Origin of the sequence: Sanguibacter sp. HDW7 (genome assembly GCF_011300875.1) — a bacterium.
GTDB lineage: Bacteria > Actinomycetota > Actinomycetes > Actinomycetales > Cellulomonadaceae > Flavimobilis.
The window spans coordinates 634973-660722 of record NZ_CP049862.1 but is presented as its reverse complement, the minus strand read 5'-3'; the positions used below and the strand labels follow the sequence as shown (position 1 = coordinate 660722).

The window sequence follows — 25750 nt, the reverse complement described above, 5'->3', positions numbered from 1 at the left end:
GCGTCAGCCGAAGAGTCTCCCCACAGCGTTGAGGAGCCACCCGACGACGAACGGAGCAGCGACGACGCCGGCGGCGAGGAGGCCGACGACGAGCCGCTGCTTCTTCTTGTCGACCGGGTAGTCGCCGAGCGCGACGCCGTCGACCCCGTCGACGTGGATGCGCCACGGCTTGCCCTCGTACATGAACGTCAGCACCCACACCGGCACGAGCACGAGGCGGAAGCGCGCACGCTCATACGTCGTCCCGGTCGACAGGATCTCGTTCCGGTCGCCGCCGATCGCGTCCTCGATCTCAGAGGTCACGTCGTCAGCGAACGAGTCGGCCTCGCTCGCGAACGCGGACTCGGGCGACACCGTCACCGGCGAGGTCGTGAAACCGGCGAGGAACTCCCGACGGAACGGGACGACACCGTCCCGCGAACCCGAGCGCACGCTCCGCGCCAGCTCGTCGTCGATCTCCCCGGCCGGCACACGTGCCGAGTGCTTGACCCGCACGGTGCCGTCGACGTCCGTCCAGTCGACGACGGTCCGTCGTGACTCCCGGGACCCGACCCGGCGCTCGTCGCCGCGTCGGCCCGTGTACGCGGACGACGACCTGGCGTCGAGCACCCACACCGGGTAGTACGCCGCGACGAAGGACTCGGCCACCTGGTCGGGGGTGAAGCCGCGCTGGGCGAGGAGACGGCTCATCTGCGACCAGTCGAGCAGCGCCTGGGCGGCGCCCGCGCGGTCGACCGCGAACGGCACGACGCCGTCAGGCTCGATCTCGAACGCCGACCCCGGCGCTGCCGCCAGGTGCGAGCCGCAGTATACGCACGCGTCCGAGAGCCCGCGCGATGCCGTCTCGCCGCCGCACGCCTCACAGCGCAGGACGGCCGACGTGCCCGCGCCGACGAGCCCTTCGCGCCAGCTCGCGACGTCGTGGCGCGGCAGCTTGGTCTTCGGGTCAGGTCCGAACTCCACGGTCTCGCCGCACGAGACGCAGCGCAGCGCCCTTGATCCGGGCAGGTAGGCGAGCTGGGACCCGCAGGCGGCGCAGGACGTCTGGACGGCTGGCAGGGACATTGGGCTCCTCGGCTGGGGGAAGTCGCACGGGCCACTCGGACCATACCGTCTGCGACCACGGACCCGGGTGGTCGCCGACGTCGGGACCCAGCTCTCAGCCGATCGGCACGTCGAGGAAGCGGTACGCGTCCGGGGCGTCGACCGTCACCGTCGTCGCCGACGGATCCGCGTCCGGCCACACGAGCACGTAACGGCGCGGCCCGCCCGGGACCGGGAGGATCGGGGCGGCATCGGACCCGACGAGCCTGGGCGACGCCGCCTGGTCACCGCCCGGCCTGAAGCTCGACGAGAAGGTCCTCAAGGTCGCGGAGAGCAGGTTGACGTTCGCGATCGACAGGTTGTCGAACTGCCGGTTCTCGAAGCCACGCCGCTGCAGCGTCGTGTCACCGAACAAGGCGGCGGACTCCGCCCGCACGTTGGGAGTCGCGATCTCGAGCACGCCGACGAGCTTGGTGCCCGAACGGCGCAGCGACACCATGCGCGCGTCCAGCTCGGGGTTGAGGATGCTCGCCGGGACGTGCGCCACCTCCATGCCGGACACCACGACCCCCGTGGTCGCCGGCAGCTCGGTCGGCACGTCATCGACCACGACCAGCTTGTTCGCCGAGCGTCCCGTGAACTCGATCTCCACCCGACGGTTGGCCGCACGAGCCTCTTCGCTCGTGCCCTTCGCCGTCGGCTCCGTAGAACCCTTGCCCTCGGTCTTCACCGTGAAGCCCGAGCCCAGGATCGGACGCAGACGATCAGCCACGGCCTCCGCCCGCGCCTTCGACAGCTTGGCGTTGTCCGAGGCCGTGCCCTGGTCGTCCGTGTGGCCCACGACCGTGATCTCTCCTGACTCAGCGGCAGCCTCCGCTATCTTGCGGCCCGCCTTGTCCACAACCTTCTGCGCCTTCGTCGACAGCGCCGACCTGTTGAACGCGAACAGCACGTCCGCCGGCAGATCGACGACCACCTGGTCGCCTGCGACCTCGACGGTCGACTGCGTCACGAGGCTCAGCGCCGAGGACTCCACCGGCGCGAACGCACCAGTCTTCGCGGGAGAACCCGCCCACTGCCTGGCGTCCTCGGGCCAGGTCGAGGAGTCCTGCTCCACGACCGGCACCTCGACGAGATCGAAGCCGGGCAACATCACCTGCACCGTCGCTGCCCCGGCGCTCACCGCAGGGAAGGCCACCGTCGCGGTGAGCGAGCTACCAGCGGCGATCTCCGTCGTGTCCGACGAGGCCGCCCAGCTCTCGCCCATGCGCAGGGGCGTCGCCGCAGTCCCCGCCGCAATGTCGACGAGGACGAAGCCCGTCGGCTTGATGTTGGCACCGAAGCTGAGGTTCTGCATGAAGCCGGCGCTCGACGGTCCGCCGTCCGCAGGCCGCTCGATCACCACCGTGAGCAGGGACAGTCCCTCGGCGGTCGAGCGCTGGACGGGGTAGACCCACGCGGTGAGGTCAGCCCCGAGGTTCGCGCTCCAGTCGAGCGGCATCGGCGCCTCGGCGGACACCGCGCCCGCGGGTCGCGTCGGTGCGGCAGGCTCCGTCAGGGTCGTCTCACCACTCGGCGTTGACGCGGACGCCGTCGGCGTCGAGACCGTCGTTGCGGTTGCCGGCGCGCCCTCATCGGGCCCCGACGGCGTGCAGCCAGCCAGCGCAGCCGCCACCACGAGCACTCCACACACCCTGAACGACCCACGTCCGCGCATCACTGAATAATCCCCCTTGGCCCGTTTTCCCTGTCAGCGCTCCGGAAGGGAAATTAGCACCGAGATGGCGGCACCGCTCGTCGAGAGACGGACGTCGGCAACGGGTGAGACCGGCAACAAAAAGGCTGAGGCCCGCACCACCGTGGTGGTGCGGGCCTCAGCCGCGTTCAGCGTGTGCCCCGAGGGGCACGGATCACTTGAGGGTGACCGTGGCGCCGGCGCCCTCGAGGGCAGCCTTGGCCTTCTCGGCCTGCTCCTTGTTGACAGCACCCTCGAAGACCGACTTCGGGGCACCGTCGACGAGGTCCTTGGCCTCCTTGAGACCGAGCGACGTGAGCGCGCGGATCTCCTTGATGACCTGGATCTTCTTGTCGCCAGCGGCCTCGAGGATGACCTCGAACTCGTCCTTCTCCTCAGCGGCCTCAGCGGCAGCGGCGGGAGCGGCGGCAACGGCGACGGCGGCCGGGGCAGCAGCGGTGACCTCGAAGACGTCCTCGAAGGCCTTGACGAACTCGGAGAGCTCGATGAGCGTGAGCTCCTTGAAGGCCTCGATGAGCTGCTCGGTGGTGAGCTTCGCCATGATCGGCATTCCTTTCGGTAGTTCTGCGTGAAGCAGGGGGTGGGGTGGTGATGCCGCGATCTGACCCTGGAGGGGTCAGGCCGCGGTCGAGGCCTGCTTCTCGCGCAGAGCGTCGATGGTGCGCACGGCCTGCGACGCAGGAGCCGTGAACAGGTACGCGGCCTGGTACAGCTTCGCCTTCATGGCGCCTGCAGCCTTGGCCAGGAGAACCTCGCGGGACTCGAGGTCCGCGAGCTTCGTGATGTCCTCAGCCGTCAGGGCGCGTCCGTCGAGGACACCACCCTTGATGATGAGCTGAGGATTCGCCTTGGCGAAGTCACGCAGACCCTTGGCCGCCTCGACCGGGTCACCGGTCACGAAGGCGATAGCCGACGGGCCGACGAGGGCCTCGGTGTCGAACTCGACACCGGCCTCCTTGGCCGCGATGGCGGTCAGCGTGTTCTTCACCACGGCGTAGCTTGCGTTGCCGCCGAGCGACCGACGCAGCGTCTTGAGCTGCGCGACGGTGAGCCCGCGGTACTCGGTCAGCATGGCTGCGCTCGAGTCGCGGAACAGGTCCGTGAGCTCTGCGACAGCGGCTGCCTTGTCCGGCTTCGCCATGGCAATCCTTCCGATGGTGGTGACCGCCGTCGGTCCCGCCCCGGGAAAGAGAAAGAGCCCCGCGCAGGCGCGAGGCTCGACGACGGCGAACCGTCGTGATCTTCGTTCCTGCGCCGGCCCCCGCCTCAGCGGAGCTTCGGTCCACCATGCGGGAGCACGACGGACGACCTGCGGTCTTGGGTAACGGAAAAAACCTACAGGGGCGAGGCCCGCCGGAGCAAGTCGAGGGGCGCACGTCACACCTCGGCGGGCTGTAGGGACTTCCCTCACCAGAGGTGACGAAGTGACGTGTTCTCCCTCACCTGCACCGGTGGTGAGGGCCTGCACGACGTCCTAGCGTCACGAACGTCCCCAACCCCACGACGAAGTGGACCCCCATGCGCACCACGACCCAGCGTCGGCTCGCCGCGCTCGGCGCGACGCTCGCCCTCGGGCTCGCCGGCATCACTGCCGGCGCCGTCGGCGCGAGCACGGCCACCGCGGCCGGCCCCGCCGCCCCGGCACCCGTCGCCGCAGCCGCCACCGCCACCGCACCCCATCAGTGGTTGACCGGCTACTGGCACAACTTCGACAACGGATCCACGACCATCCGGGTCAACCAGATCCCCACCGAGTACAACCTCATCACCATCGCCTTCGCCGACGCCGACACCACCAAGCCCGGCGCCATCACCTTCAACCTCGCCTCCGCCGAGCTCGGCGGCTACACCGTCGCCCAGTTCAAGGCCGACGTCGCCGCCGTCCGCGCCCAGGGACGCAAGGTCATCCTCTCCATCGGAGGCGAGAAGGGGAACGTCGTCGTCAACTCCCCCACCGCTGCCACCAACCTCGCCACCTCGACCTACGCCCTCATGCAGGAGTACGGCTTCGACGGCATCGACATCGACCTCGAGCACGGCATCGACGCTGACAACCTCACCCGCGCCATGCGCGAGCTGCGCACCCTGGCCGGCCCCAGCCTCATCATCGGCATGGCACCCCAGACCATCGACTACCAGGCCACCTCGATGGGCTACTACAAGCTCACCAAGAACATCGCCGACATCCTCACCATCGTCAACGTCCAGTACTACAACTCCGGCGCCATGATGGGCTGCAACCAGCAGGTCTACTCCCAGGGATCCGTCGACTTCCTCACCTCCCTGTCCTGCATCCTGCTCGAGATGGGCCTGCGCCCCGACCAGGTCGGCATCGGCGTCCCCGCCGTCCAGAAGGCGGCCGGCGGCGGCTACCAGCCACTGGCCAACGTCGTCGCAGCCGTCGACTGCCTCGAGAAGGGCACCAGCTGCGGCAGCTTCGTGCCCACCAAGAAGTACGGCCCCATCGGCGGCGTCATGACCTGGTCGGTCAACTGGGACGCGACGACGAACTACGCGCTCGCCAAGACCTTCGGCCCCCGCCTCAACACCGGCGGGGCACCGACGACCCCACCGACCACGGAGCCGACCGACCCGCCGACGACCACGGAGCCGCCGACGACTCCTCCCACGACGGAGCCGCCGACCACGCCGCCCACGACCGAGCCGCCGAGCGGCTGCGGCGCCCATGACGCGTGGAACGCGACGAAGATCTACACCGGCGGCGCACGCGTCACCGTCGGTCAGACGATCTACGAGGCCCGATGGTGGACCTTGGGCGAGCAGCCGGGATCGTCGGCCAACGGGCCGTGGCGCGCCATCGGCCCGTGCGACTCGACCCCCTTCCCCACCGACCCGCCCACGACGACCCCTCCCACGACCCCGCCGTCGGACGCGTGCCCCGCGCCGTGGAACGCGTCGTCCGTCTACGTCGGCGGAGCGAAGGTCTCCGTCGACGGCACCGTGTGGACCGCACGGTGGTGGACCCAGGGCGACAAGCCGGGCGCCACGCAGTGGGGTCCCTGGACCGCAGGCCAGCCCTGCGCCTGACGCACCACCCGTGATCCCCGAGGGGTCCCGCCGTCCGGCGGGGCCCCTCGGGCGTTCCCCGGCTCCGTCCGACCGGGCTCAGCCCACCACGGACGTCGTCAGCGCGACGAACGGCGAGCACGGCGCCGGCTCCGTCGCGTGCGCGAGCGCCGCGGGCACCCCCGCGCCAGGGACGACGAGTCCCGCGTGCAGGCGCGTCATCGTCGCGCGAGCGTCGCCGTCGCCCACGGTCGCGACGGATGCGACGACGTGACGGGCCCCGAGCCCCAGCAGGACGCTCGCGAGCCCGAGCGGGAGCCCGCCCGCGCGCTCGGAGGCTGCCCCGACCTCGCACGCCGCAAGCACGACCGTGCGCGCGGACACCGGCGCGGACGCGATCTCGTGGGCGAGCAACGGTCCGTCGGCAAGACGCACGCTCGAGAAGAGCGGGTTGTCCGCGACATGCGTCCCGTGCGCCGCAAGGTGCACGACGTCCGCCGACCTCAGCGCGTCCGTCACGGCCGCGCAGGTCGCGTCCGCGCCGACGAGAAGCTGTGCACCGGGCCAGCGCTCCGCGACCTCCGCGGCCTCTCGCTCGCCGTCGACGAGATCGGGACCCGCGACGACGACGACGCCCGAGCCAGCGACGGGGCCTGGCCGATCCTCTGCGAGGTCGATCCGCGGCCCTGCGCTCGTCGCGACACCCCGGCGCGACGGCAGCGTCGCCCACGGCAGCGTCACGCACCACGCCGGACCGACAACGTGCAGCGGGCCGGAGACGCCGAGCGGCACGACGAGCATCTCGTCGACGACACCTGCCTGCCTGGCCACGGACGCCTCGACGACCGACCGCATGACGACGGGCAGCCCGGGGCGCGCCAGGACGCGCAGGTCGGCGCGCAGCCGGCGGGAGGCCTCGACGACGGGGCGGACGTCACCGAGCAGGACGAGCCGCGCCCCGTCGTCGTCGACGACCGTGGCGAACAGCCTGCCGTCGACGGCGACGACCTCCGCGAGCGTCCCGGCGCCGCCCCGCAGACGCCGGACGACCTCGGTCGCGCGCGTCGCCTCGGGCGCCGTCCCCGCACCCGACGTCCGCCAGCCCTTGGCACGCAACCGCTCGCGGAGCTCGACCGTCCGGGCGTGGAGCCGCGTGACGAGCGCCGGGTCCGCCGTCGGCTCCGCGAGCCGCAGGTCCTCGCTCGCCCGCCGCAGCTCGACCGCGAGGTGCTGCGCACCGTCCGCGGGTCGCACCGACGCGAGGCCTGCGAGCAGCGTGCGCGCACGCTCCGCCGCGTCCAGCACCCGGCCCGGGTCACCCGTGCCGACCGCAGCCGCGACGTCGAGGTCCGCGAGCCGCTCCCCGAAGATGCCCGATGCGACGAGCGCCTCGACAGAGCCGAACTGTGCCCGGTGCTCCGCGAGGGCAGCCTGCCCCGCGACGACCGCACGCACCCCCGCGGTGAGGTCGCCCTCGGCGAACGCGCACCGCGCCCGGACCACCGCGACGCTCGTCCGGACGTCGATCGCTCCGCCCCAGCGGCTCCGGACCGCGCGGGCGACGAGGGCCCTCGCCTGGGCGTGCTCGCCCAGGCGAGCGTGCGCCTCCGCCCCGACGACGAGCGCCGCGACGTGCGCCTGACGCCGACCCCGCGCCGGTCCGGCGAGCGCGAGCGCTGCGTCGCGCACCTCGCGCAGCTCCGCGGCACCCACGTCGCCCTCGTCCTGCACGAGGTCGAGGCGAGCCCGCAGCTCGACGAGCCGCGCACGCTCGACCCACGTCGCGCTGCCCCGCGCCCCGAACCGCTCGCGGGCGTCGCCCGCGAGCCTGCGCGCGTCCTCGAGCCTCCCGAGGAGCCGCGCGCACCGGGCCCGCAGGACCTCGACCTCGCCGAGGTCCTGCGCGAGCCCGCGGGCCTCGAAGCTCTCGGCCGCCTGCTCGAGCAGGGTGTCCGCCTCCGTGAGGAGACCGACCTCGAAGAGCACCTGAGCCCGGTCGAGCAGTGCGATCGGCATCGTCGAGACGTCCTCGCCGAGCACCGGGAGCAGGTGCTCGGCAGCGTTCTCCATCGCGTCGAGCGCCTCCGGCAGCCGCCCTGCAAGGAACTCCGCGTACCCGAGGTTGTGGCGCGCCTTGAAGACGAGCATCGCGTCGCCCACGGCCTGCGCGCCGCGCGCGCACATGCCGAGGTCCTCGACCGCCGCGACGAGGTCGCCACGCTCGAGGTGGAGCGTGCCGCGGTTGAGGAGCAGGATGCCCGCGTCACGCGGCGACGCGTGCTCGAGCAGGGCGACGCCCGCGTCGAGGTGGGCGAGGGCTCGTTCGGCGTCGCCCGCACGCAACGCGCGCAGCCCCCGCTGACCGTGGACCGTGAGCGCGACGTCGTGCGCGCCCGTCGCGTCGGCGATCTCGAGCGCCCGCGCGAGGCGGCGCTCGCTCAGCGCCACGTCCGGCGCGAGCTCGTCGCCCTGCGCCGCGAGCGAGACGAGGATGCGAGCGGCGATGCCGGGCGCGTCCGCGGCGCCGCCGTCACGCGGGTCCTCCGGCTCGCCGAGCAGCTCGAGCGCCTCGCGCAGGAGAGCGCGGGCCTCCTCCGGGCGCCCCCGGTCCGAGCAGTCGTTCGCACGGGCGTGCAGCCCCTCAGCGGCAGCGGCACGCTCGTCGTTGGGCAGCACCGGACCTCCTCGACGTTGGGACGGCCCCGCGCGCGCAGGCCAGGGCCAGCCTAGTCTGCGCAGGTACCGGCCGGGAGGAGCCCGCCGGGCCGCCCCGCGCGGGCGTCAGCGGCGGCCTTCGGGCACGAGGCCGACGACCGCGGTCACGGCGGACCACGCACGTCGACGCTGGCGCTCCGCGGGCGAGCCTGTTCCCGGCGACGCCGTCGGTCCGGTCATCGCGCGTGCGACCTCCGCCGCCAGGACGGGCGCCGAGAACGACGTGCCCGACCACACCCCGAAACCTGCCGTGAACGCGTCCGGGTCGATCGTCGACCGGCGGACGGCGTCCCCGTACCCCGGTGCCTCCCGTGTCGCCTGGAACGTGCCGTCGAGCGTCACCGGCATCGTCGAGACGAGGGCCGCGCCGGGACGCATGGCCGTCACCCACGCGCCGTCGTTGCTGAAGTAGGCCGTCGTCCCGTCAGGGTTGAGCGCCCCGACCGTCAGCTGCGGGACCTCATCCTCCGTGAGCAGGTGAGGGTCGAGCGGCGCGGGCGGGACCGCGCGCCGATCGACCCGCGGCGCGAACGCCGCGGGGAAGCACTCGGTCGTCACGCCGTCGTTGCCCGCCGACGTCACGACGACGACCCCGTAGCGGCGCAGCGTCGCAAGGGCGTGCCCGAACGGCTCGTCGAACGCCTCGTCCCCGACCTCTTCGTGGTAGTACCCGAGCGAGAGGACGAGCACGTCGACCGGTGCATAGCCCGGGACGCCCCACAGGCCCAGCAGGTGGTACGTGAGAAGCCGCTCGAGCGAGCCCACGAGGTCGGACTCCGCGATGACGCCGTTGCCGCCGTAGACGCGCGCCGCGAGCACGACCGCGTCCGGGGCCCCCGACCGCACGAGTCCCGTGATGAACGTGCCGTGCCCCGCGACCGGGTCGAGCGGCCCCGTGAGCGGGGACGACAGTCCACCGACCTCGGGGTCCTCGACCGGGAGCGCCGGCGCCGCGACGCACGCGATCGGGAGGCCGAGCGCGTGCGGGTCGCGAACGACCGTGTCCGCGCCGAGCCACGGGTGCTCCCCGGCGCCCGAGTCGAGCACTGCGACGACTGGGCGCCGCGCCCCCTTCGCGTCGTGGAAGACGTCCGGCCCAGGCCCGGCGGAGCGGACCGGGGCGGGCCCGGTCCACGCGACCGGCTGCCGTCCGCCGCCGCCCGGGTACGCATACTCCGCGAGCCCGGCAGCCGGGTGCGACTGCGTGAACGGGTGGGACTGCGTGAAGGGATGGGACTGCGTGAAGGGATGCGACTGCGTGAACGGGTGGGACTGGGTGAACGGGTGGGACTGCGTGAAGGGGTGCGGCTGCGCAAACGGCTGCGGCTGCGAGTACGGGTGCGACTGCACGGGGTTCGCCGACACCACGTGGTCGAGGCTGTACGTCACCTCGCCCTCGACCGCGAGCCGTGCACGCTCGACGACCGTCCAGGCATCCGGCGGGACGACGACGTCCGCACCGGGGACGAGCGTCACGGCGTAGGTCCTGCCCAGCTCGCGGGCGACGAGCCCGAGCACCTCGCGGACCTCGGGCGACGCCTCTGTGCCGGCAGCGCCGGTGGGCTCGGCCGGCGCTGCGGCGCGGCGGGCCTGGCGTTCGTCGGTCCGCTGCGGTGCGCCGTCGGCCCACCCGGGCCCCTCGACGACGACGTCGTAACCGAGCCCGGCCGCGACCTCGCGCAGGACGTCGAGGCCCGGGCGACCACGGCCCTGGGGCACGGACGCTGCGGCGACGCTACGCGCCCGGGAGACGTCGGAGGGTGCGGCCACCTCGCCGTCGCGCACCGTGACGAGCACACGGTCCTGCGCGTACCACGTCGGACGCAGCGTCCGGTCGGGCGTGCCCTCCGCACGCTCCGCCCCCGCCGGATCGAGGAAACGTGTGCGCCACACGAGCGGGTCACGCGCCGACGGGCGCGGGTCGCGGGGTTCACGGGGCACGTCGGAAGCCATGGGAGTTCCTCACGTCGCAGGATCGGGTCGATCAGGGCGCAGCACTCGGATGCAACGCCGTCGGCGCGGGGACACACGCATCGCGATGTGCCGCGAGCGCCGGTGCTCGCAGGTCGGGGTACCGGATGGGCGGACGTGCGACGCTTGCGCGGTCGCAGGTGCGGTCACGTAGCCGCGAGGTGCGTGCCGCTCAGATCTCCAGGACGGGCGTCGTCAGACGCGGCGCATCGCCTGCTGCCCCCAGGAGGACGAGCCCGACGAGACCGTGCGGCACGCCTTCGAGCACGAACCGGCCGTCGAGGTCGCTCTCGGTCGCCCACACCTGCCCGTCCGCGCGCCGCAGCTCGACACGGCACACGGACGCGGGCGCGACCCAGCCGTCGAGGCGCACCCGCCCCCCGACCTCCGAGATGTCCACCATGACCGAGACGAGGGCGCTCGTGAACGTCACCGTCGACGCGGACGCCGCCGTGTCGGCACGCACCACCCCGACCGGCTCCCCCTCCGCGACGATCGCCATGAGCTCGGCGTCCATGAGTGCGAGCGACATCGCGAGGATGCTCCTCTCGACCAGATCGTGCGGCACCGGGTCGGCTCCGTCCACGAGCCGACCCAGCGCCGCGAGCATGCCCACGTCGGCCTCATCGAGGAGATGGTCGGCGCCGTCGTGCTGATCCTCGACGCTCATCGCGCCCACCTCCCATGAGACTCGAGCTCCGTCCGGAGCTTGGCGAGACAGCGACCCCGGGTGGGGCCGATGCTGCCGACCGGCATGCCCAGCGCAACCGACACCGCGGCGTAGTCGGGCCGGTCGACGAGCGCTACGAGCCGCAGCAGTGTGCGGCACCGCTCGTCGAGCCTGCCGACCGCGTCCCACAGCTGTCGGTCACGCTCGTCCCTCAGCACGACGTGCTCAGGGTCGTCGGTGGCGGCGGGAGCCCGGGTCGCCCCTGCAGACCCGGGATCCTCGCCACCTATGTCCTCCCGCAGCTCCGTACGTCGAGCGCTCCGCGCCGCGCTCCATGCTGCTCGCCTCGTCGAGACGAGCAACCACTGGAGCACGGCGCGCGGGTCCTCGATCCGCTCGGCATGGGCGACGAACTGCACCCACACTCCCTGGACGACGTCCTGCGCCTCCGTCGTACCGACCCCCTGCGACCTGGCTGTGTGCCAGAGCAGCGGAGTGACTTCGGTGACGAACGAACCGAGAGTGCCGGTGTCTCCCTCGCGCAGCGACCTCAGCGCATCGGCGCCTCGCTCAGCGAGATCGCCTCCACGCCCGTCCCCCGACCGTGGTCGCTCCTGCACGACGGTGTCCACCCCGGCACCTCCCGGCTCGTCCGCCCCCTACGACTCCAAGGAGACCGGGGACGGGATCCTGATACATCCATGACGCGACGACTTCGCGTGACCTGACTCACAGTGTGACGGATGGTGCGGCCGCGCGTCGCCACCGCCCCGTCACGGACCCCGGGAACGCCGAAGGCCGGCACCCCCGAGGGGGTACCGGCCTTCGGACGAGGATGCGGCGAGGCTCAGGCCTCGGTGTTCTCCTCGAGAAGCTTCGTCGTGCGCGACTGGTCGAGCGGGATGCCCGGGCCGTTCGTCGTCGCGAGCGTCGCCCTCGTGATGTAGCGGCCCTTCGAGGAGGACGGCTTGAGACGAAGGACCTCGTCGATCGCAGCGGCGTAGTTCTCGACGAGCTGCTCCTCCGTGAAGGACGCCTTGCCGATGATGAAGTGGAGGTTCGCGTGCTTGTCGACGCGGAACTCGATCTTGCCGCCCTTGATGTCGGTGACGGCCTTGGCGACGTCCATGGTCACCGTGCCCGTCTTCGGGTTCGGCATGAGGCCACGGGGGCCGAGGACCTTACCGAGGCGACCGACCTTGCCCATGAGGTCCGGGGTCGCGACCGCGGAGTCGAAGTCGGTCCAGCCGGCCGCGACCTTCTCGATGAGCTCGTCGCCGCCGACCTCGTCAGCACCCGCGGCGCGGGCCTGCTCGGCCTTCTCGCCGTTGGCGAAGACGATGACGCGGGCGGTCTTGCCGGTGCCGTGAGGCAGGTTGACCGTGCCACGGACCATCTGGTCCGCCTTGCGCGGGTCGACGCCGAGGCGGAACGCGACCTCGACGGTCGAGTCGAACTTGGTGGCCACCGTCTCCTTGGCGAGGCGGACGGCCTCGAGCGGGGTGTAGAGACGCTCGCGGTCGATCTTCTCGGCGGCGGAACGGTAGGACTTGCTGCGCGTTGCCATCTGCTTCTCCTTGATTATGAGCAGTCGTGGTGCGGGTCCGCGCGGACCCTGCCACTGGGGGTGGATGCGTCGCCCGGCGCAGGGCCGGGCGACGCGGTGGGCGTCAGCCCTCGACGGTGATACCCATCGAGCGAGCCGTGCCCGCGATGATCTTCGACGCGGCGTCGAGGTCGTTCGCGTTGAGGTCCTCGAGCTTCGTCTGGGCGATCTCACGCACCTGGTCGGCCGTGATCTTCGCGACCTTCACCGTGTGAGGGGTCGCGGAGCCCTTGTCGACGCCCGCAGCCTTCTTGATGAGCTGGGCCGCCGGCGGCGTCTTGAGGATGAACGTGAACGAACGGTCCTCGTAGACGGTGATCTCGACGGGGATGACGTTGCCGCGCTGCGACTCCGTCGCCGCGTTGTACGCCTTGCAGAACTCCATGATGTTGACGCCGTGCTGACCGAGCGCGGGGCCGATCGGCGGCGCGGGGTTGGCCGCGCCAGCGTTGATCTGGAGCTTGATGAGGCCGGAGACCTTCTTCTTGGGAGGCATGAGCCTTCCTTCCTTGTACGTGGACCGACGCCGTGGGCGATGACCCGGTTGCAGTGCCCTCGAGCAGGATCAGATCTTGGCGACCTGGTCGAACGAGAGCTCGACCGGGGTCTCCCGGCCGAAGATGGAGACGAGCACCTTGAGCTTCTGTGCCTCGGCGTTGATCTCGGAGATCGTCGCGGGCAGGGTCTCGAAGGGGCCGTCGGTGACGGTGACCGACTCGCCGACGGTGAAGTCGACGACGATCGTGCTGCCTGCCGCCTTGGTCGCGGGCTTCGCGGACTCAGGCTTGGGAGCGAGGCTCGGCGCGAGCATCGAGAAGATCTCGTCGTGCGTGAGCGGCACCGGCTGGTGGGTGTGGCCGACGAAGCCCGTGACTCCGGGCGTGTGACGCACGGCGCCCCACGACTCGTCGGTGAGGTCCATGCGGACGAGGACGTACCCGGGGATGCGGACGCGACGGACGATCTTCTTCTGCGCGTTCTTGATCTCCGTCACCTCCTCCATGGGCACCTCGACCTGGAAGATGTAGTCCTCCATGTTGAGGGACTGGGTGCGGTTCTCGAGGTTCGCCTTCACGCGGTTCTCGTAGCCGGCGTAGGAGTGGATGACGTACCAGTCACCCTCCTGGCGGCGGAGCTCGGCGCGGAAGACCTCGACCGGGTCGGCGTCCTCGTAGCCGTCGGGGGTCTCCTCGTCGAGGTCGACCTCGACCTCGGCCTCAACCTCGGCGGGCGCCTCGTCCGTGGCCGGGGCGGCCTCGATGTTCTCGGTCGCGGGCTCGACGACGTCGGACGTCGGCTCCTGCTGTTCCTGGGACACGTACGGACCTGCTTCCTTGAGACTGCTGCGAGCTGGGGGCGTGACGTCGGCGGTCAGCCGAACAGCCAGGCCGCGGCAGCGCCGAGCCCGAGGTCCAGCACGAAGACGACCGCGGTGAAGACCGCGACGAAGATGAGGACGACCGTGGTCAGCTTGCTGAGCTCGGCGCGCGTCGGGGTCGTGACCTTCTTGATCTCGGCGACGACCTGGCGGACGAAGAGCGCGATGCGAGCGAAGAAGCCACGCTTCTCGCCCGAGGTGCTCGCGGGGGCACGCTCGACGGCTGAGGCGTCGGCGCCCTGGGCCTCTGCGGCCGATTCGCTCACGGTGATGTCCCTCGGTCGGCGCGCTCGTCAGCGCGTGCGTCGTCGATGTCGGCACCGCCGGACGCCGACGGCGTGACGACTGCACCTGCACCCGCGTCGTCCCGGTGGACGAGCGTTGCGCAGGGTAGACAGGACTCGAACCTGCAACCTGCGGTTTTGGAGACCGCTGCGCTACCAATTGCGCCACTACCCTTCGGGGTCCTGCCCTCCCCACCGGCCTGTTCCCATGAAGGGCGCGGACCATCGGGGTGGTTCGAACCACCGACAGGACACTGTACCCGCTCGGACGCCGGCATCCCAAACCGACCGCGTCACACCACGAGAACCCTGCCGGGACCCCGCCGATGCCCGCCGGGCCCAGATCCTTGCAACACTGGACCCGTGCGCGACCTTGCCCGCCTTCCCAAGGCCCACCTGCACCTGCACTTCACCGGGTCGATGCGCCCGGCGACACTCGTCGACCTCGCGCACCGCCACCGCATCCGCCTGCCCGCCGCCCTCACGAGCGGCGACCCCCTGCGCCTCGAGCCGTCCGAGCGCGGCTGGTTCCGGTTCCAGCGCCTCTACGACGCCGCCCGCGCCTGCGTCCGCGGCGAGGCGGACATGCGCCGCATCGTGCGCGAGGCTGCCGAGGACGACGCCGCCGAAGGCTCGGGCCGTCTCGAGATCCAGGTCGACCCCACGTCTTACGCACCCTTCGTCGGCGGGATCACCCCCGCGCTCGAGATCGTCCTCGACGAGGCGCGCACCGCGAGCGCCGCGACCGGCACCGAGGTCGGCGTCGTCGTCGCCGCGTCCCGCACCCGCCACCCGCTCGACGCCCGGACCCTCGCCCGGCTCGCCGCCCGCCACGCGGGCGACCACCCCGGCGGCGTCGTCGGCTTCGGCCTGAGCAACGACGAGCGACGCGGTCTCACGAGCGAGTTCGCGGCCGCGTTCCGCATCGCCCGGCGCGCCGGGCTCGCGAGCCTCCCGCACGGCGGGGAGCTGCTCGGCCCCGACCACCTGCGCGTCGTCCTCGACGAGCTCGCCCCCGACCGTCTCGGCCACGGCGTCCGGACCGCCGAGGACCCGCGTCTCCTCGACGAGGTCGTCCGGCGCGGCATCGCCCTCGAGGTCTGCCCCGACTCCAACGTGTCGCTCGGCGTCTACCCCGGGCTCGCCCAGCTCCCGCTGCGCGCCCTCGTCGACGCCGGCGCACGCGTCGCGCTCGGCGCCGACGACCCCCTGCTCTTCGGCCCACGGCTCACTGCCCAGTACGAGCACGCGCGCACCGTGCACGGGCTGTCCGACGACGAGCTCGCGCACCTCGCGCGCTCGAGCGTCGAGGCGTCGTACGCCTCCCCCGGCACCCGCACCCGGCTGCTCACCGGGATCGACGACTGGCTGCGGGCCCCCGCATGACGGCCACCGACGCTCGGCGCGGACCGCGCGCCCGCCTCGCCGCGACGAGCGTGCGCGCGCGGATCCTCTCCGTCGTCGTCGTCCTCGCCGCGCTCAGCCTCGCGGCCGCGGGCCTCACCGCGCACGCCCTCCAGGTCCGCGTCGTCGACGCACGGATCGCAGCCGACCTGCGCGCGAGCTACACAGAGTTCCAGCAGCTCGCGGCCAACGGCCGCGATCCCGCGACCGGCGAGCGCTTCACGAGCCCCCGGGCGCTCGTCCGCGCGACCATGCAGCTCAAGGTGCCCGCACGCAACGAGGGCATGGTCGGCTTCGTCGACGACCGCCTCGCGTTCACCGCCGCCGAGACCACGGCGCTGCGCCTCGAGAGCGACGCCGAGCTCCTCCGTGCCGTGTCGACGCCCGGGCACGAGACCGCATCCCGCGTGAGGACGCTCACCACCTCCCGCACGACGTACACGTACCTCGTCATCCCCGTCGTCCTCGCCGGATCGTCCGAGACCGGCGCGATCGTCCGTGCCTACGACCGCGACGCGGAGCTCGCCTCGCTGCGCCGCACGTACCGCACGTTCGCGCTCGTCGGGCTCGGCTCGCTCCTCGGTGTCGCCGCCGTCGGCTGGCTCCTCGCCGGCCGCCTCCTGCGCCCCGTCCGCGAGCTCGACGACGCCGCGCGCACGATCGGAGGCGGCGACGACCTCACCCGACGCATCCCCGTGACGAGCGGGGACGACCTCGGTCGACTCACCGTGACCGTCAACGGCATGCTCGACAGGCTCGAGGAGGCCTTCGCGTCCCAGCGGCAGCTGCTCGACGACGTCGGGCACGAGCTGCGGACCCCCGTGACGATCGTCCGCGGCCACCTCGAGCTCATGGACGTCGAGGACCCCGACGACGTCCGCGCCGCGCGCGACGTCGCGCTCGCCGAGCTCGCGCGCTCCTCACGGCTCCTCGACGACCTCATGGTTCTCGCGACCTCCTCCCGCCCCGACTTCGTCACGACCGCACCCGTCGACCTCGGGCGCCTCACCGACGACCTCCACGACACGCTCCGCGGCCTCGCCGACCGGCGGTGGAGGGTCGACGCACGCGCCGACGCCACCGTCACGATCGACGCCCAGCGCGTCACGCAGGCCGTCGTCCAGCTCGCCGCGAACGCCGTCCGGCACACGTCCGACGGCGACGAGATCGCGATCGGCTCGAGGCTCGTCACCGACGGCGACGACGTGACCGTCGCCGAGGTCTTCGTGCGCGACACCGGCCCCGGCATCCCCGCCGACCAGCGTGCCGAGGTCCTCGAACGCTTCTCCCGGGGGCCCGAAGCCCACGCCCACCCCGACGGCGCCGGGCTCGGCCTCGCGATCGTCCGGGCGATCGCCGACGGCCACGGCGGCGACCTCCTCGTCGACGACGCCCCGGGCGGCGGCGCGCTCCTCACGCTCAGGCTGCCGGCGCCCGGCGCCGCACCCCACCCCACCGACCCCGACACCCCAGGGAGCTGACGTGCCGTCCATCCTCGTCGTCGAGGACGAGCCGCGGATCGCCGCGTTCGTCGTCAAGGGACTCACCGCCGCAGGCTTCGCATGCACCGCCGTGGGCACAGGCCGCGAGGCCGTCGCCGAGGTGCTCACCGACGGCCACGACCTCGTCGTCCTTGACCTCGGGCTCCCGGACATGGACGGGTTCGCGGTTCTCGAGCGCATCCGCGGCTCGGGCTCGACAGTCCCCGTCATCATCCTCACCGCGCGCAGCTCCGCGACCGACGTCGTCACAGGCCTCGAGAACGGCGCCGACGACTACATGGCCAAGCCCTTCGGCTTCGACGAGCTGCTCGCACGCATCCGGCTCCGGCTCCGCTCCGAGGCCGCGACCGCGACGACGTCGCTCGCGCAGGCCGACCTCTCGCTCGACCTCCGCACCCGGCAGGCGACCGTCGCCGGCACGCCCGTCGACCTCTCCGCCCGCGAGTTCGCGCTCCTCGAGACGTTCCTGCGACACCCGGGGCAGGTGCTCTCGCGTGAGCAGCTGCTCTCGCGCGTGTGGGGCTACGACTTCGACCCCGGCTCCAACGTCGTCGACGTCTACGTCCGCTACCTGCGCCAGAAGATCGGCGCCGACCGCGTCGTCACCGTGCGCGGCATGGGGTACCGGCTCGCGACCCCCGGGGCCTGAGCCCGCCCACGACGATGCCCGGCCCACCGAGGAGGTGGGCCGGGCATCGTCGTCGCGGTGGACGACAGGGGGGCGCCAGCCGCGACGACGCCGCAGCGCGGCGGCTCAGGTCAGTCGTTCGCGGTCGGCGCCGTCGGCGCGCTCACGGGCGACACGGTCGACCTCGGCGAGACGGGCGACGCCGGGGAGGCCGGGGTCTTCGGCGACGCAGGGGTCTTCGCCGAGACCGGGGACTTCACGGAGACGGGCGACTTCGCCGACACCGGAGACTTCACCGAGACGGGCGACTTCGCCGACACCGGAGACTTCACAGAGACCGGCGACTTGACCGAGACCGGCGAGACGACCGTCTGCGGCGAGACCGGCGAGACGATCGACACCGGGCTCACGGGCGAGACCGGCGACGGCGACGTGATCGCCGACGGGACAGCCGTCGCGGTCGAGCTCGGATCAGCGGCCGGCGTCGTCGCAGTCTCCTTCGTCGTTCCCTCGGTCGAGCGCAGCTCGACGCCCGGCCCCACCACGTCGTCACGGCTGTCGCCCGCGAACGCCGCGTCGAGACCCGCACCGACACCGAGGATGCCCACAGCACCCGTGACGATCCATGCACCCTTGTTCATCGTTCTGCCCTCCGGTCGGTCCCGGGCGCCGGTCTGGCGTCCCGTCCTGGAACCATCCTGCGAGAGCTCCATGAGAGACCGAGGAGGTGAGGATGAGAGAACTCTCATCCACAGCCACAACCCCGGCCGCTCGTCGTGGGACCGGGGCCCGAGCGGCCCACGGGGCACGGCACCCTGCGCGCACGCGGCAGGCCCGCCGTCCGGGGGAAACGGCGGGCCCGCCCGAGCGCTCGAGGCGCTCCGCCCGGTCCGCGGTCAGGGTCCCGCGCCGGACATCTCGATCTTCTCCCCGGACGAGGCGACCCGCGAGGCGAACCGGGCGGGTTTCACGTCCGCAGCACCCCGAGGTCGCCCACGTCACCCCCGCCGCTCACCCCGCCGGGGGTGGCGTCACCCATGTCCGGCTCAGAGGCGCCCGGCGTCGGCTCAGAAGCGCCCGGCGTCCAGGAGGAGCGCCTCGGCGGCCTCGAGCCGGCCGACCGCGTCCCGTCGGGCCGCGTCGTCCTGGTGGTTCGCCGGCATGCTCGCGAGGAGCGAGAGCACGACGCCGGCTGCACGCGCCCGCAACGAACCCGGGTTCACCGCCCGGTCGAACACCGACAGCCAGCGCGTGACAGTCGTCGGCACATGCACGTACGTCTGCGGCGCAAGGCACGGCAGCACCGTGAGATGACCCACGAGGCACGCGAGATCGTCGACCCGCTGCCCCGGACCGATCGTGTCGACGTCGAGCAGCGCCGTGATCGCGGCACCGGTCATGAGGATGTTCGCCGCGTGGAAGTCGCCGTGCGTCGGCACGAGCGGACCCGTGCCGAAACGCTCGATCTCCGCCGCGACGCCACGCTGGAGCGCCATGATCCGCTCCGTGTGCTCGGGGAGCACGTTGCACGCGGCGTCCGCGTAGTGCCGGGAACGCTCGGCCCACGGCCGGCGCAACGGCAGGTCCATCGCCTCCGGCGAGATCGCGTCAAGGCACGTGAGCAGATCACGCGGGTCCACGCCCGACGCACCGTCGCGCGCGAGGAGCTCGGGCAACGGCTCACCCTGCGCCTGCGGAAAGACGAGGACCGACTCGGGCCACACGTCCTGGACGGGCGGCGCACCAGCGGGCTCCGCGCACCGGTTGCGCACGAGCAGTCCCTCGAGCTGGTCGCGGCGGACGACCTTGAGGAAGACCCGGCGACGGTTCGTCGTGAGGCTCAGCACCGCACGACGCATCGGTCGGTAGCCGATGAGCTCGAGGACGGCCGCACCCGGATCACCGTCGAGCCCCGTGCGGGCCGCCGCGCTCGTGACGTCCGACGCCGCGACGAGACCCGGGAGCAGCGGGTCGTCCGGGTGACGCCACGCGTGGACCACACGGTCGCCGTTCGCGAGCCGCATGACGTGCGCGAGCCCCTCCGCGTCGGCCTCGTCGACCGAGCCGGTCGTCAGCAGCACGTAGTCCGGACGCGACTCGTCGTCGCCCTCGACCTGCACGCGGACGTCGTAGCCGACCGTCACGCCCGCACCCGGACGGTGGTGGACCTCGTGCACCTCCGCACCCACGAGCGAGCCACCCGCAGCCGCGACGAACGCCCCGACAGCGTCGAGCGCGTCAGGACCCGTGAGCCACGCGATGTCCTGCGCCTCGCGCAGCGCGCGGGCGTCACGCGTCGTCGGCCGCGACGGCACGGAGGAGGAGGGCATCATGGCACCAGTAGACAACGGAACCCCGCTCTCGCGCAGGCCGAGGACACCTCGGCGCGTCCTGCCCGGGAAGATCCGACGGGGCTCAGAGCTCGAGCCCGACGAGCACGGGCTCGGGCTCGAGGCGCACCCCGAACCGCTCGAGCACGCCGTCGCGCACCGCACGCGCGAGCGCCACGACGTCCGCGGCGCGGGCAGCACCACGATTCGTCAGGGCGAGCGTGTGCCGCGTCGATAGCCGCGCAGCGCTCTCCTCGCCGTCGAGGCCGAACCCCTTGCCGAAGCCCGCATGCTCGATGAGCCACGCCGCCGACGTCTTGACGAGACCCGGGTCGACCGCGCCGAGGCTCGGACCCGTCGTCGCAGCCGGCCGGGCCGAGCGGACCTCGAAGCGCGGCGCGCCCTCCGGAAGCGTGTCCGCGAGCCCCTCCGGCAGGACCGGGTTGGTGAAGAACGAGCCGGCGCTCCAACGGTCGTGGTCGTCGGCGTGCTCACCAACCCCTGCCGCGAGCATGCCCTTGGACGCGCGCAGCTCGAGGACCGCCGCCCGGACCTCGGCCGTCGGGGCACGCTCACCGACCTCGACGCCGAGCCGGCGCGCGAGCTCCGCGTACGCGACGCCCGGCGAGAGCGTGCCGAGCCGCGTCTGGAACCCGACCTCGAGGACGACCCAGCGCGGCGAGGGACGCCACGCGCGGCCCTCGGCGTCCGCGACCGTCGAGCGCTTGAGGATCGACGTGCGGTAAGCGAGACCGAGCTCGCCGACCGCGAGCGTCCGCACCCGGTTCTCCGCGCGGTCCCACACGCGCACCGTCGAGAGGACGCCTGCGACCTCCTGGCCGTATGCGCCGATGTTCTGCACGGGGGCCGCCCCGACGGTGCCGGGGATGCCCGAGAGCGCCTCGAGGCCGATCCACTGCTCCTCGACCGCCTGCGCGGCGAGCGCGTCCCACGCGTGCCCCGCGGGCACGCGGAAGCTGCCGCCCCCGCACGAGTCGACCATGTCGACAGTCACGCCCTCGCGCACGTCCTGGACGACGACCCCGTCGAAGCCCTCGTCCGCCACGAGGAGGTTCGAGCCGCCGCCGAGGACGAGCACCGACGTGCCGTCGGCGTCCGCCGCACGGATCGTGTCGATGAGCTCGGCCTCCGTCGACGCCCGCACGAGCGAGCGGGCAGGTCCCCCGACGCGCAGCGTCGTGTGGTCGGCGAGCAGGGGCGCGTGCAGGGTGGCGTCGGGTGAGGTCACACCTCCACGGTACGCCCCGCGCCCCGGCGCGGACGCACCGTCCGGGGACGGCACGCCCGCACGTACGGCGTCAGCGCGCCTGTACCAAGGGCATCAGCGCGCCCGTACGAATGGCGTCAGCGCGCGGCGGCGCGCTCTGCCTCCGGGCTGTCCGGCAGCGGCCGCGCGGCGCCCGCGAGCAGCAGCCCGAGAGCGATCGGCACGAGGATGACGAGCAGCGCCGAACGGTACCCGACGTGCTCCGCGAGCATGCCGATGAGCGGCGGGCCCATGAAGAACGCCGTGTAGCCGATCGTCGAGACGACCGAGACGCGGCCCGCTGCCCGCACGGGGTCGTCGGCCGCCGCGCTCATGCCGACGGGGAACCCGAGCGCCGCACCCATGCCCCACAGGACGACGCCGAAGAACGCGAGCGGCAGCCACGGCACGAGCGCGAAGATCCCGAGACCCACCAGCGCGAGCCCGCTCGCCAGACGCAGCACCGCGACCCGGCCGAAGCGGTCGAGGAGCGGCGTCCCGAGCAGGCGCATGCCCGTCATCGCCGTGAGGAACAGGCTGAGCGTCACCGCGCCGACCGCGTCGGTCTGCGTGAAGCCGTCGACGACCGCGAGCCCGACCCAGTCGTTCGCCGAGCCCTCCGTGAGTGCGGCAGCGAGCACGACGACGCCGATGAGCAGCGTGCGCGGCTCGAGCCATGCGCCGAAGACGTTGTGGCGCGGGGCGTCAGGCTCGGCCGGGGACGCCAACGCGACGAGAGGCTCGTCCGGCAGGAGGCCGCGGACCGCGACGAGCACGAGGAGGAACGACGCCGAGATCGCGATGACGAGGTGCCACGGAACCGAGAGCCCGACGAACGCGGCGAGCGCGCCCAGACCCGAGCCGATGATCGTGCCGAACGAGAAGCCCGCGTGCAGGCGCGGCATGAGCGTGCGGCCCAGCCGCTGCTCGACGACAGCACCCTCGAGGTTCATCGCCGCGTCCCACACGCCCGTACCGATCCCGACGAGGACGAGCGCCGCGCGCAGCAGGAGCGTCTCCCCCGTCGCGAGCGCGAGCGCAACGAGCAGCATGCCCGTCGAGTTGACGAGCGCGAACACGACGATCGTGCGACGCGCCCCGAGGCGCGACGTGATCCAGCCGGAGAGCGGGAGCGCGACGAGCGAGCCGATCGCCGCCATGAGCAGCAGCACGCCCATCTCGGCCTCGGAGAAACCGAGCATCGTGCGAGTCGTCGGCAGGCGCGACGCCCACGAGGCGAAGTTGAAGCCGTTGAGCATGAAGATGACGAAGACGGCCCAGGCTGCGACCGGCACGCTGCGGTCTGCGCGGGGATGCGTGGAGGTCACGGGTACGGGTCCTTGCGGTCGGTCGTGCCAGCGGTTGCGGGCACCGGGGCGAGAGTGCTGACGTCGTCCTCATTGTCCGACGTGCCGGACGGGACGAGGGGCGCCGGGGCGGGTTCCGGAACGAGCGGTCGGGCGCGCCCGGCGACGAGGACCGCCGCGACGAGCGGGACGAGCACGAGCATGAGCGCCGTCCGCGTCGTGAGGTGCTCGGCGACGAACCCGAGCAGCGGCGGCGCCGCGATCGACGCGACCGACGCGAACGCGGAGACCACCGAGACGCGGCCCGCGGCACGGACCGGGTCGTCGGACGCCGCAGCGATGACGAGCGGGTACGCGAGTGCGGCGCCGAACCCCCACATCGCGACGCCGACCGACGCGACCACGAGGCCGGGCGCGAGCCCGAACGTCGCGAGCCCCACGATCGAGACGAGCGCCGAGCCGCGCAGCACGACGACCCGGCCCCAGCGGTCGACGAGGCCCGCGCCCGCGAGCCGGAACGCCGTCATCGAGCCGAGGAACACACCGAAGACGACGGCGCCGACCGCCTCGGTCGCACCGAGGTCGTCGACCACCGCGATCGAGAGCCAGTCGTTCGCCGAGCCCTCCGACATCGAGGCGGCGAGGACGACGACGCCGAGCAGGAGCGTGCGCGGCTCGCGCCACGCGGCGAGGCCCGTGCGCGACGCGCGCGCCGCCCCCGGCGAGGCTGACGGCGCGTCGCGGCGAGCGATGACCGCGGGCAGCGCGAGGATGCGCCACACGACGACCACGACGGCCGACACGGCGAGCTGCGCCGCAGCCGGGACGCCGAGCGCCGAGCACGCCGCGCCGACACCCGTGCCGGCGAGCGCGCCCACCGAGAAGAACGCGTGGAACTGCGGGAGGATCGTGCGCCCCACGGCACGCTCGATCTTGGCGGACTCGAGGTTGAGCGGGACGTTGTTGAGCGCCCACGTCGCACCGTTGAGGAAGATGCCGGCCGCGACGAGCGGCACGGAGGACGCCTGGACCCCGAGCGCGAGCAGACTGAGCGCGAGGCCGAAACCCACGGTCGAGACGTGGAAGATGCGCGAGACACCGAAGCGCTCGACGAGCGGACCGGCCGCAGCGACGAGCAGCAGCGACCCGACCGACCCGACGACGAGGATGACGCCGAGCTCGCCCTCCGAGAGACCGAGCCCCAGGCGGATCGACGGCAGGCGGGAGAGCCAGCTGGACATCATGAGCCCGAGCAGCGCGAAGAGGCTCACGAGCGCCCAGCGGGCGCGCGCAGTCTGCGCGGCGGGCGTGGCGGGGGTGTGCGGCATGTGGGCCTCAGGTCGACGGGGGTGGGGTGAACGCTCACCAGATTCGGATCGAAACGTTTCGAGCGCACGTCCAGTCTCCGACGCGCCTCACCCCGAGGTCAACGCGGAGCACGTAAAATCTTGGCCAAGCAAGCCTCTCGACCCCCGGCGACGCACGACCTCACGCTCGGGGATACTGGACGCGCCGCACGTCACCGACCGGACACAGGAGCCCCCATGTCACACGCGCGACCGACGCTCACCGACGTCGCCCGTGCAGCCGGCGTGTCCGTCTCCACGGCCTCCCTCGCGTTCTCCGCCTCGGGCCCGATCGCCGACACCACACGCGCCAAGGTCCTCGACGCCGCCACCCAGCTCGGCTACGGCGGCCCCAACCCCGCCGGCCGGCAGCTCCGCTCCGGCCGCTACGACATCGTCGGCGTCGTCATCGGCGACAAGCTCAAGCGATCCTTCCGCGACCCCGTCTCGATCCAGGTGCTCGACGGCCTCACCTCCGCGCTCGGCGAGGCCGACCTCGGCGTCCTCCTCGTCCCCGGCGTCGAGTCCGGCATCGACGGCGAGGTCGGCGTCGACCCGCTCCTCACGAGCGCCGGGATGGACGTCGCCGTCCTCATCTGGGGCACCCACACCGACGACCCCCGGGTCGAGACGCTGCGCCGCCGCGGCATCCCCGTCGTCGTCGGCGAGGGCAACGAGGTCGAGGGCGCCGCCCTCGTCGAGATCGACGACCACGGCGGCGTCCTCGCGACGGTCAAGCACCTCACCGACCTCGGCCACGAGCGCTTCGTCACCATCACCCTCCCCTTCCGCATGGGACGGCGCGAGGGATGGGTCGACGACTCCCGCCACGAGCTCGTCGACTGGACCCCGACCCGGCACCGCCTCGACGCCGTCCTCGAGTCCGGGGTCGACCTCCTCGGCATCTACGAGAGCGAGGCCTCGCTCGTCGAGAACGGCGCCGCCGCCATGCGCGCGATCCTCGAACGCTTCCCCGACCCAGAGACCCGGCCGACGGCCGTCGTCGCGCAGTCGGACCTCCTCGCCGCCGGCGCGGTCCTCGCCCTGCGCGAGGCCGGGCTGCGCGTCCCCGAGGACATGTCCGTCGCGGGCTTCGACGGCCTCGACCTGCCGTGGTTCTCGGGGGACCTCACGACCGTCGTCCAGCCGCTCGAGGAGAAGGGGCGCGCCATGGGGCTCGCCGTGCGCGCGCTGCTCGCCGACGGCACCGTGACGCGGACGACGATGCCCGTCGAGCTGCGCATCGGCACGACGACGGGCCCTCCGCCGAGCGCTCCCTCCCCGATGAACTGACACGCGTCGTCTCGCCGACAGCCTGCTTCGCGCCTCCCCGCCGTCGGCCCGACGGGCCTCGTCTCCGACGCGCCTTCTCTCCGACGGATTGACGCTGCACACCCATCGAACGGGGGTGCAGCGTCAGTCCGTCGATAGACGGGGCGACTCGTAGCACCCCCGCACACTCGACCGCCGCAGCGGCAGTGTGCAGAAACGCTACGAGTCAAGGGAGAGGAACGA

At 72.6% G+C, this 25750-nt stretch carries 22 protein-coding genes and 1 tRNA gene; 5 read left to right on the top strand and 18 right to left on the bottom strand.

The genetic code is table 11. The annotated features are described in order from the left end of the window. Positions 1–3: 3 nt before the first annotated feature. The 4 genes from G7063_RS03040 to rplJ all read right to left on the bottom strand — a co-directional run bounded on the left by G7063_RS03040 (position 4) and on the right by rplJ (position 3941). Positions 4–963: a hypothetical protein gene (locus tag G7063_RS03040; protein ID WP_166413044.1), complete on the bottom strand. Its 960-nt coding sequence runs from the start codon at positions 961–963 to the stop codon at positions 4–6. 196 nt (positions 964–1159) lie between these two features. After that, positions 1160–2545 (bottom strand): OmpA family protein, encoded by a 1386-nt coding sequence (locus G7063_RS03035; protein ID WP_166413042.1) that lies wholly within the window; start codon positions 2543–2545, stop codon positions 1160–1162. 409 nt (positions 2546–2954) lie between these two features. Then, positions 2955–3341, bottom strand: coding sequence for a 50S ribosomal protein L7/L12 (gene rplL / locus G7063_RS03030; RefSeq protein ID WP_166413040.1), 387 nt, complete (start codon positions 3339–3341; stop codon positions 2955–2957). 75 nt (positions 3342–3416) lie between these two features. Beyond that, entirely contained in the window at positions 3417–3941 is a 525-nt protein-coding gene (gene rplJ, locus G7063_RS03025) for a 50S ribosomal protein L10 (RefSeq protein ID WP_166413038.1), read from the bottom strand. A gap of 377 nt (positions 3942–4318) precedes the next feature. Here rplJ and G7063_RS03020 point away from each other — a divergent pair, with 377 nt between their 5' ends. Next, on the top strand, positions 4319–5848 hold the full coding sequence (locus tag G7063_RS03020) for a glycosyl hydrolase family 18 protein (protein ID WP_166413037.1): 1530 nt from the start codon (positions 4319–4321) through the stop codon (positions 5846–5848). A gap of 78 nt (positions 5849–5926) precedes the next feature. On the opposite strand, the gene G7063_RS03015 is transcribed toward G7063_RS03020, so the two are convergent. The 9 genes from G7063_RS03015 to G7063_RS02975 form a co-directional block, all read right to left on the bottom strand. After that, a complete protein-coding gene (locus G7063_RS03015) occupies positions 5927–8503 on the bottom strand; it encodes a CHAT domain-containing protein (RefSeq protein ID WP_166413034.1) in 2577 nt (858 codons plus the stop codon). Positions 8504–8608: 105 nt separating this feature from the next. After that, positions 8609–10495: a S8/S53 family peptidase gene (locus tag G7063_RS03010; protein ID WP_166413032.1), complete on the bottom strand. Its 1887-nt coding sequence runs from the start codon at positions 10493–10495 to the stop codon at positions 8609–8611. 190 nt (positions 10496–10685) lie between these two features. Then, entirely contained in the window at positions 10686–11183 is a 498-nt protein-coding gene (locus tag G7063_RS03005) for a hypothetical protein (RefSeq protein WP_166413031.1), read from the bottom strand. Further along, positions 11180–11803: an RNA polymerase sigma factor gene (locus G7063_RS03000; protein WP_166415169.1), complete on the bottom strand. Its 624-nt coding sequence runs from the start codon at positions 11801–11803 to the stop codon at positions 11180–11182. The genes G7063_RS03005 and G7063_RS03000 overlap by 4 nt, the downstream gene beginning before the upstream one ends. A gap of 227 nt (positions 11804–12030) precedes the next feature. Then, the gene (gene rplA, locus G7063_RS02995; protein ID WP_166413029.1) at positions 12031–12750 is read right to left on the bottom strand and encodes a 50S ribosomal protein L1; all 720 of its coding nucleotides are present in this window, start codon (positions 12748–12750) and stop codon (positions 12031–12033) included. Positions 12751–12853: 103 nt separating this feature from the next. Next, positions 12854–13285 (bottom strand): 50S ribosomal protein L11, encoded by a 432-nt coding sequence (gene rplK, locus G7063_RS02990; protein ID WP_166413027.1) that lies wholly within the window; start codon positions 13283–13285, stop codon positions 12854–12856. 69 nt (positions 13286–13354) lie between these two features. Further along, the gene (gene nusG / locus G7063_RS02985; RefSeq protein ID WP_166413025.1) at positions 13355–14107 is read right to left on the bottom strand and encodes a transcription termination/antitermination protein NusG; all 753 of its coding nucleotides are present in this window, start codon (positions 14105–14107) and stop codon (positions 13355–13357) included. A 53-nt stretch (positions 14108–14160) separates the two neighbouring features. After that, a complete protein-coding gene (gene secE, locus G7063_RS02980; RefSeq protein ID WP_166413024.1) occupies positions 14161–14433 on the bottom strand; it encodes a preprotein translocase subunit SecE in 273 nt (90 codons plus the stop codon). Between the two features lie 120 nt (positions 14434–14553). Continuing rightward, positions 14554–14626, bottom strand: a tRNA-Trp gene (locus G7063_RS02975). A 188-nt stretch (positions 14627–14814) separates the two neighbouring features. Here G7063_RS02975 and G7063_RS02970 point away from each other — a divergent pair. The 3 genes from G7063_RS02970 to G7063_RS02960 are packed head-to-tail and all read left to right on the top strand — an operon-like array spanning position 14815 to position 18006. Continuing rightward, positions 14815–15837 carry an adenosine deaminase gene (locus G7063_RS02970; protein WP_166413023.1) on the top strand — a complete coding sequence of 341 codons (1023 nt, stop codon included), beginning with the start codon at positions 14815–14817 and terminating at the stop codon, positions 15835–15837. After that, a complete protein-coding gene (locus G7063_RS02965) occupies positions 15834–17336 on the top strand; it encodes a cell wall metabolism sensor histidine kinase WalK (RefSeq protein WP_166413022.1) in 1503 nt (500 codons plus the stop codon). Before G7063_RS02970 ends, G7063_RS02965 begins: the two co-directional genes overlap by 4 nt. 1 nt (position 17337) lies before the next feature. Further along, the gene (locus tag G7063_RS02960) at positions 17338–18006 is read left to right on the top strand and encodes a response regulator transcription factor (RefSeq protein WP_166413021.1); all 669 of its coding nucleotides are present in this window, start codon (positions 17338–17340) and stop codon (positions 18004–18006) included. A 110-nt stretch (positions 18007–18116) separates the two neighbouring features. On the opposite strand, the gene G7063_RS02955 is transcribed toward G7063_RS02960, so the two are convergent. The 5 genes from G7063_RS02955 to G7063_RS15395 form a co-directional block, all read right to left on the bottom strand. Next, positions 18117–18626, bottom strand: coding sequence for a hypothetical protein (locus tag G7063_RS02955; RefSeq protein WP_166413020.1), 510 nt, complete (start codon positions 18624–18626; stop codon positions 18117–18119). 426 nt (positions 18627–19052) lie between these two features. Next, positions 19053–20318: a phosphotransferase family protein gene (locus tag G7063_RS02950; RefSeq protein WP_166413019.1), complete on the bottom strand. Its 1266-nt coding sequence runs from the start codon at positions 20316–20318 to the stop codon at positions 19053–19055. A gap of 82 nt (positions 20319–20400) precedes the next feature. Continuing rightward, positions 20401–21564, bottom strand: coding sequence for a UDP-N-acetylmuramate dehydrogenase (locus G7063_RS02945; RefSeq protein ID WP_166413018.1), 1164 nt, complete (start codon positions 21562–21564; stop codon positions 20401–20403). Between the two features lie 116 nt (positions 21565–21680). Further along, positions 21681–22910: an MFS transporter gene (locus G7063_RS15400; protein ID WP_166413017.1), complete on the bottom strand. Its 1230-nt coding sequence runs from the start codon at positions 22908–22910 to the stop codon at positions 21681–21683. Beyond that, positions 22907–24217: an MFS transporter gene (locus tag G7063_RS15395; RefSeq protein WP_166413016.1), complete on the bottom strand. Its 1311-nt coding sequence runs from the start codon at positions 24215–24217 to the stop codon at positions 22907–22909. The genes G7063_RS15400 and G7063_RS15395 overlap by 4 nt, the downstream gene beginning before the upstream one ends. 216 nt (positions 24218–24433) lie before the next feature. Here G7063_RS15395 and G7063_RS02930 point away from each other — a divergent pair, with 216 nt between their 5' ends. After that, positions 24434–25528, top strand: coding sequence for a LacI family DNA-binding transcriptional regulator (locus G7063_RS02930; protein WP_166413015.1), 1095 nt, complete (start codon positions 24434–24436; stop codon positions 25526–25528). Positions 25529–25750: the final 222 nt, after the last annotated feature.

What these genes read in the sequence shown, in the direction of transcription:
- G7063_RS03035 (WP_166413042.1), bottom strand. Translation starts at nt 2,545, where the DNA reads ATGCCGCTCGACTGGAGCGCGAACCTCGGGGCTGACCTCACCGCGTGG.
- rplL (WP_166413040.1), bottom strand. Translation starts at nt 3,341, where the DNA reads ATGGCGAAGCTCACCACCGAGCAGCTCATCGAGGCCTTCAAGGAGCTC.
- rplJ (WP_166413038.1), bottom strand. Translation starts at nt 3,941, where the DNA reads ATGGCGAAGCCGGACAAGGCAGCCGCTGTCGCAGAGCTCACGGACCTG.
- G7063_RS03020 (WP_166413037.1), top strand. Translation starts at nt 4,319, where the DNA reads ATGCGCACCACGACCCAGCGTCGGCTCGCCGCGCTCGGCGCGACGCTC.
- G7063_RS03010 (WP_166413032.1), bottom strand. Translation starts at nt 10,495, where the DNA reads ATGGCTTCCGACGTGCCCCGTGAACCCCGCGACCCGCGCCCGTCGGCG.
- G7063_RS03005 (WP_166413031.1), bottom strand. Translation starts at nt 11,183, where the DNA reads ATGAGCGTCGAGGATCAGCACGACGGCGCCGACCATCTCCTCGATGAG.
- rplA (WP_166413029.1), bottom strand. Translation starts at nt 12,750, where the DNA reads ATGGCAACGCGCAGCAAGTCCTACCGTTCCGCCGCCGAGAAGATCGAC.
- rplK (WP_166413027.1), bottom strand. Translation starts at nt 13,285, where the DNA reads ATGCCTCCCAAGAAGAAGGTCTCCGGCCTCATCAAGCTCCAGATCAAC.
- G7063_RS02965 (WP_166413022.1), top strand. Translation starts at nt 15,834, where the DNA reads ATGACGGCCACCGACGCTCGGCGCGGACCGCGCGCCCGCCTCGCCGCG.
- G7063_RS02955 (WP_166413020.1), bottom strand. Translation starts at nt 18,626, where the DNA reads ATGAACAAGGGTGCATGGATCGTCACGGGTGCTGTGGGCATCCTCGGT.
- G7063_RS02950 (WP_166413019.1), bottom strand. Translation starts at nt 20,318, where the DNA reads ATGATGCCCTCCTCCTCCGTGCCGTCGCGGCCGACGACGCGTGACGCC.
- G7063_RS15395 (WP_166413016.1), bottom strand. Translation starts at nt 24,217, where the DNA reads ATGCCGCACACCCCCGCCACGCCCGCCGCGCAGACTGCGCGCGCCCGC.
- G7063_RS02930 (WP_166413015.1), top strand. Translation starts at nt 24,434, where the DNA reads ATGTCACACGCGCGACCGACGCTCACCGACGTCGCCCGTGCAGCCGGC.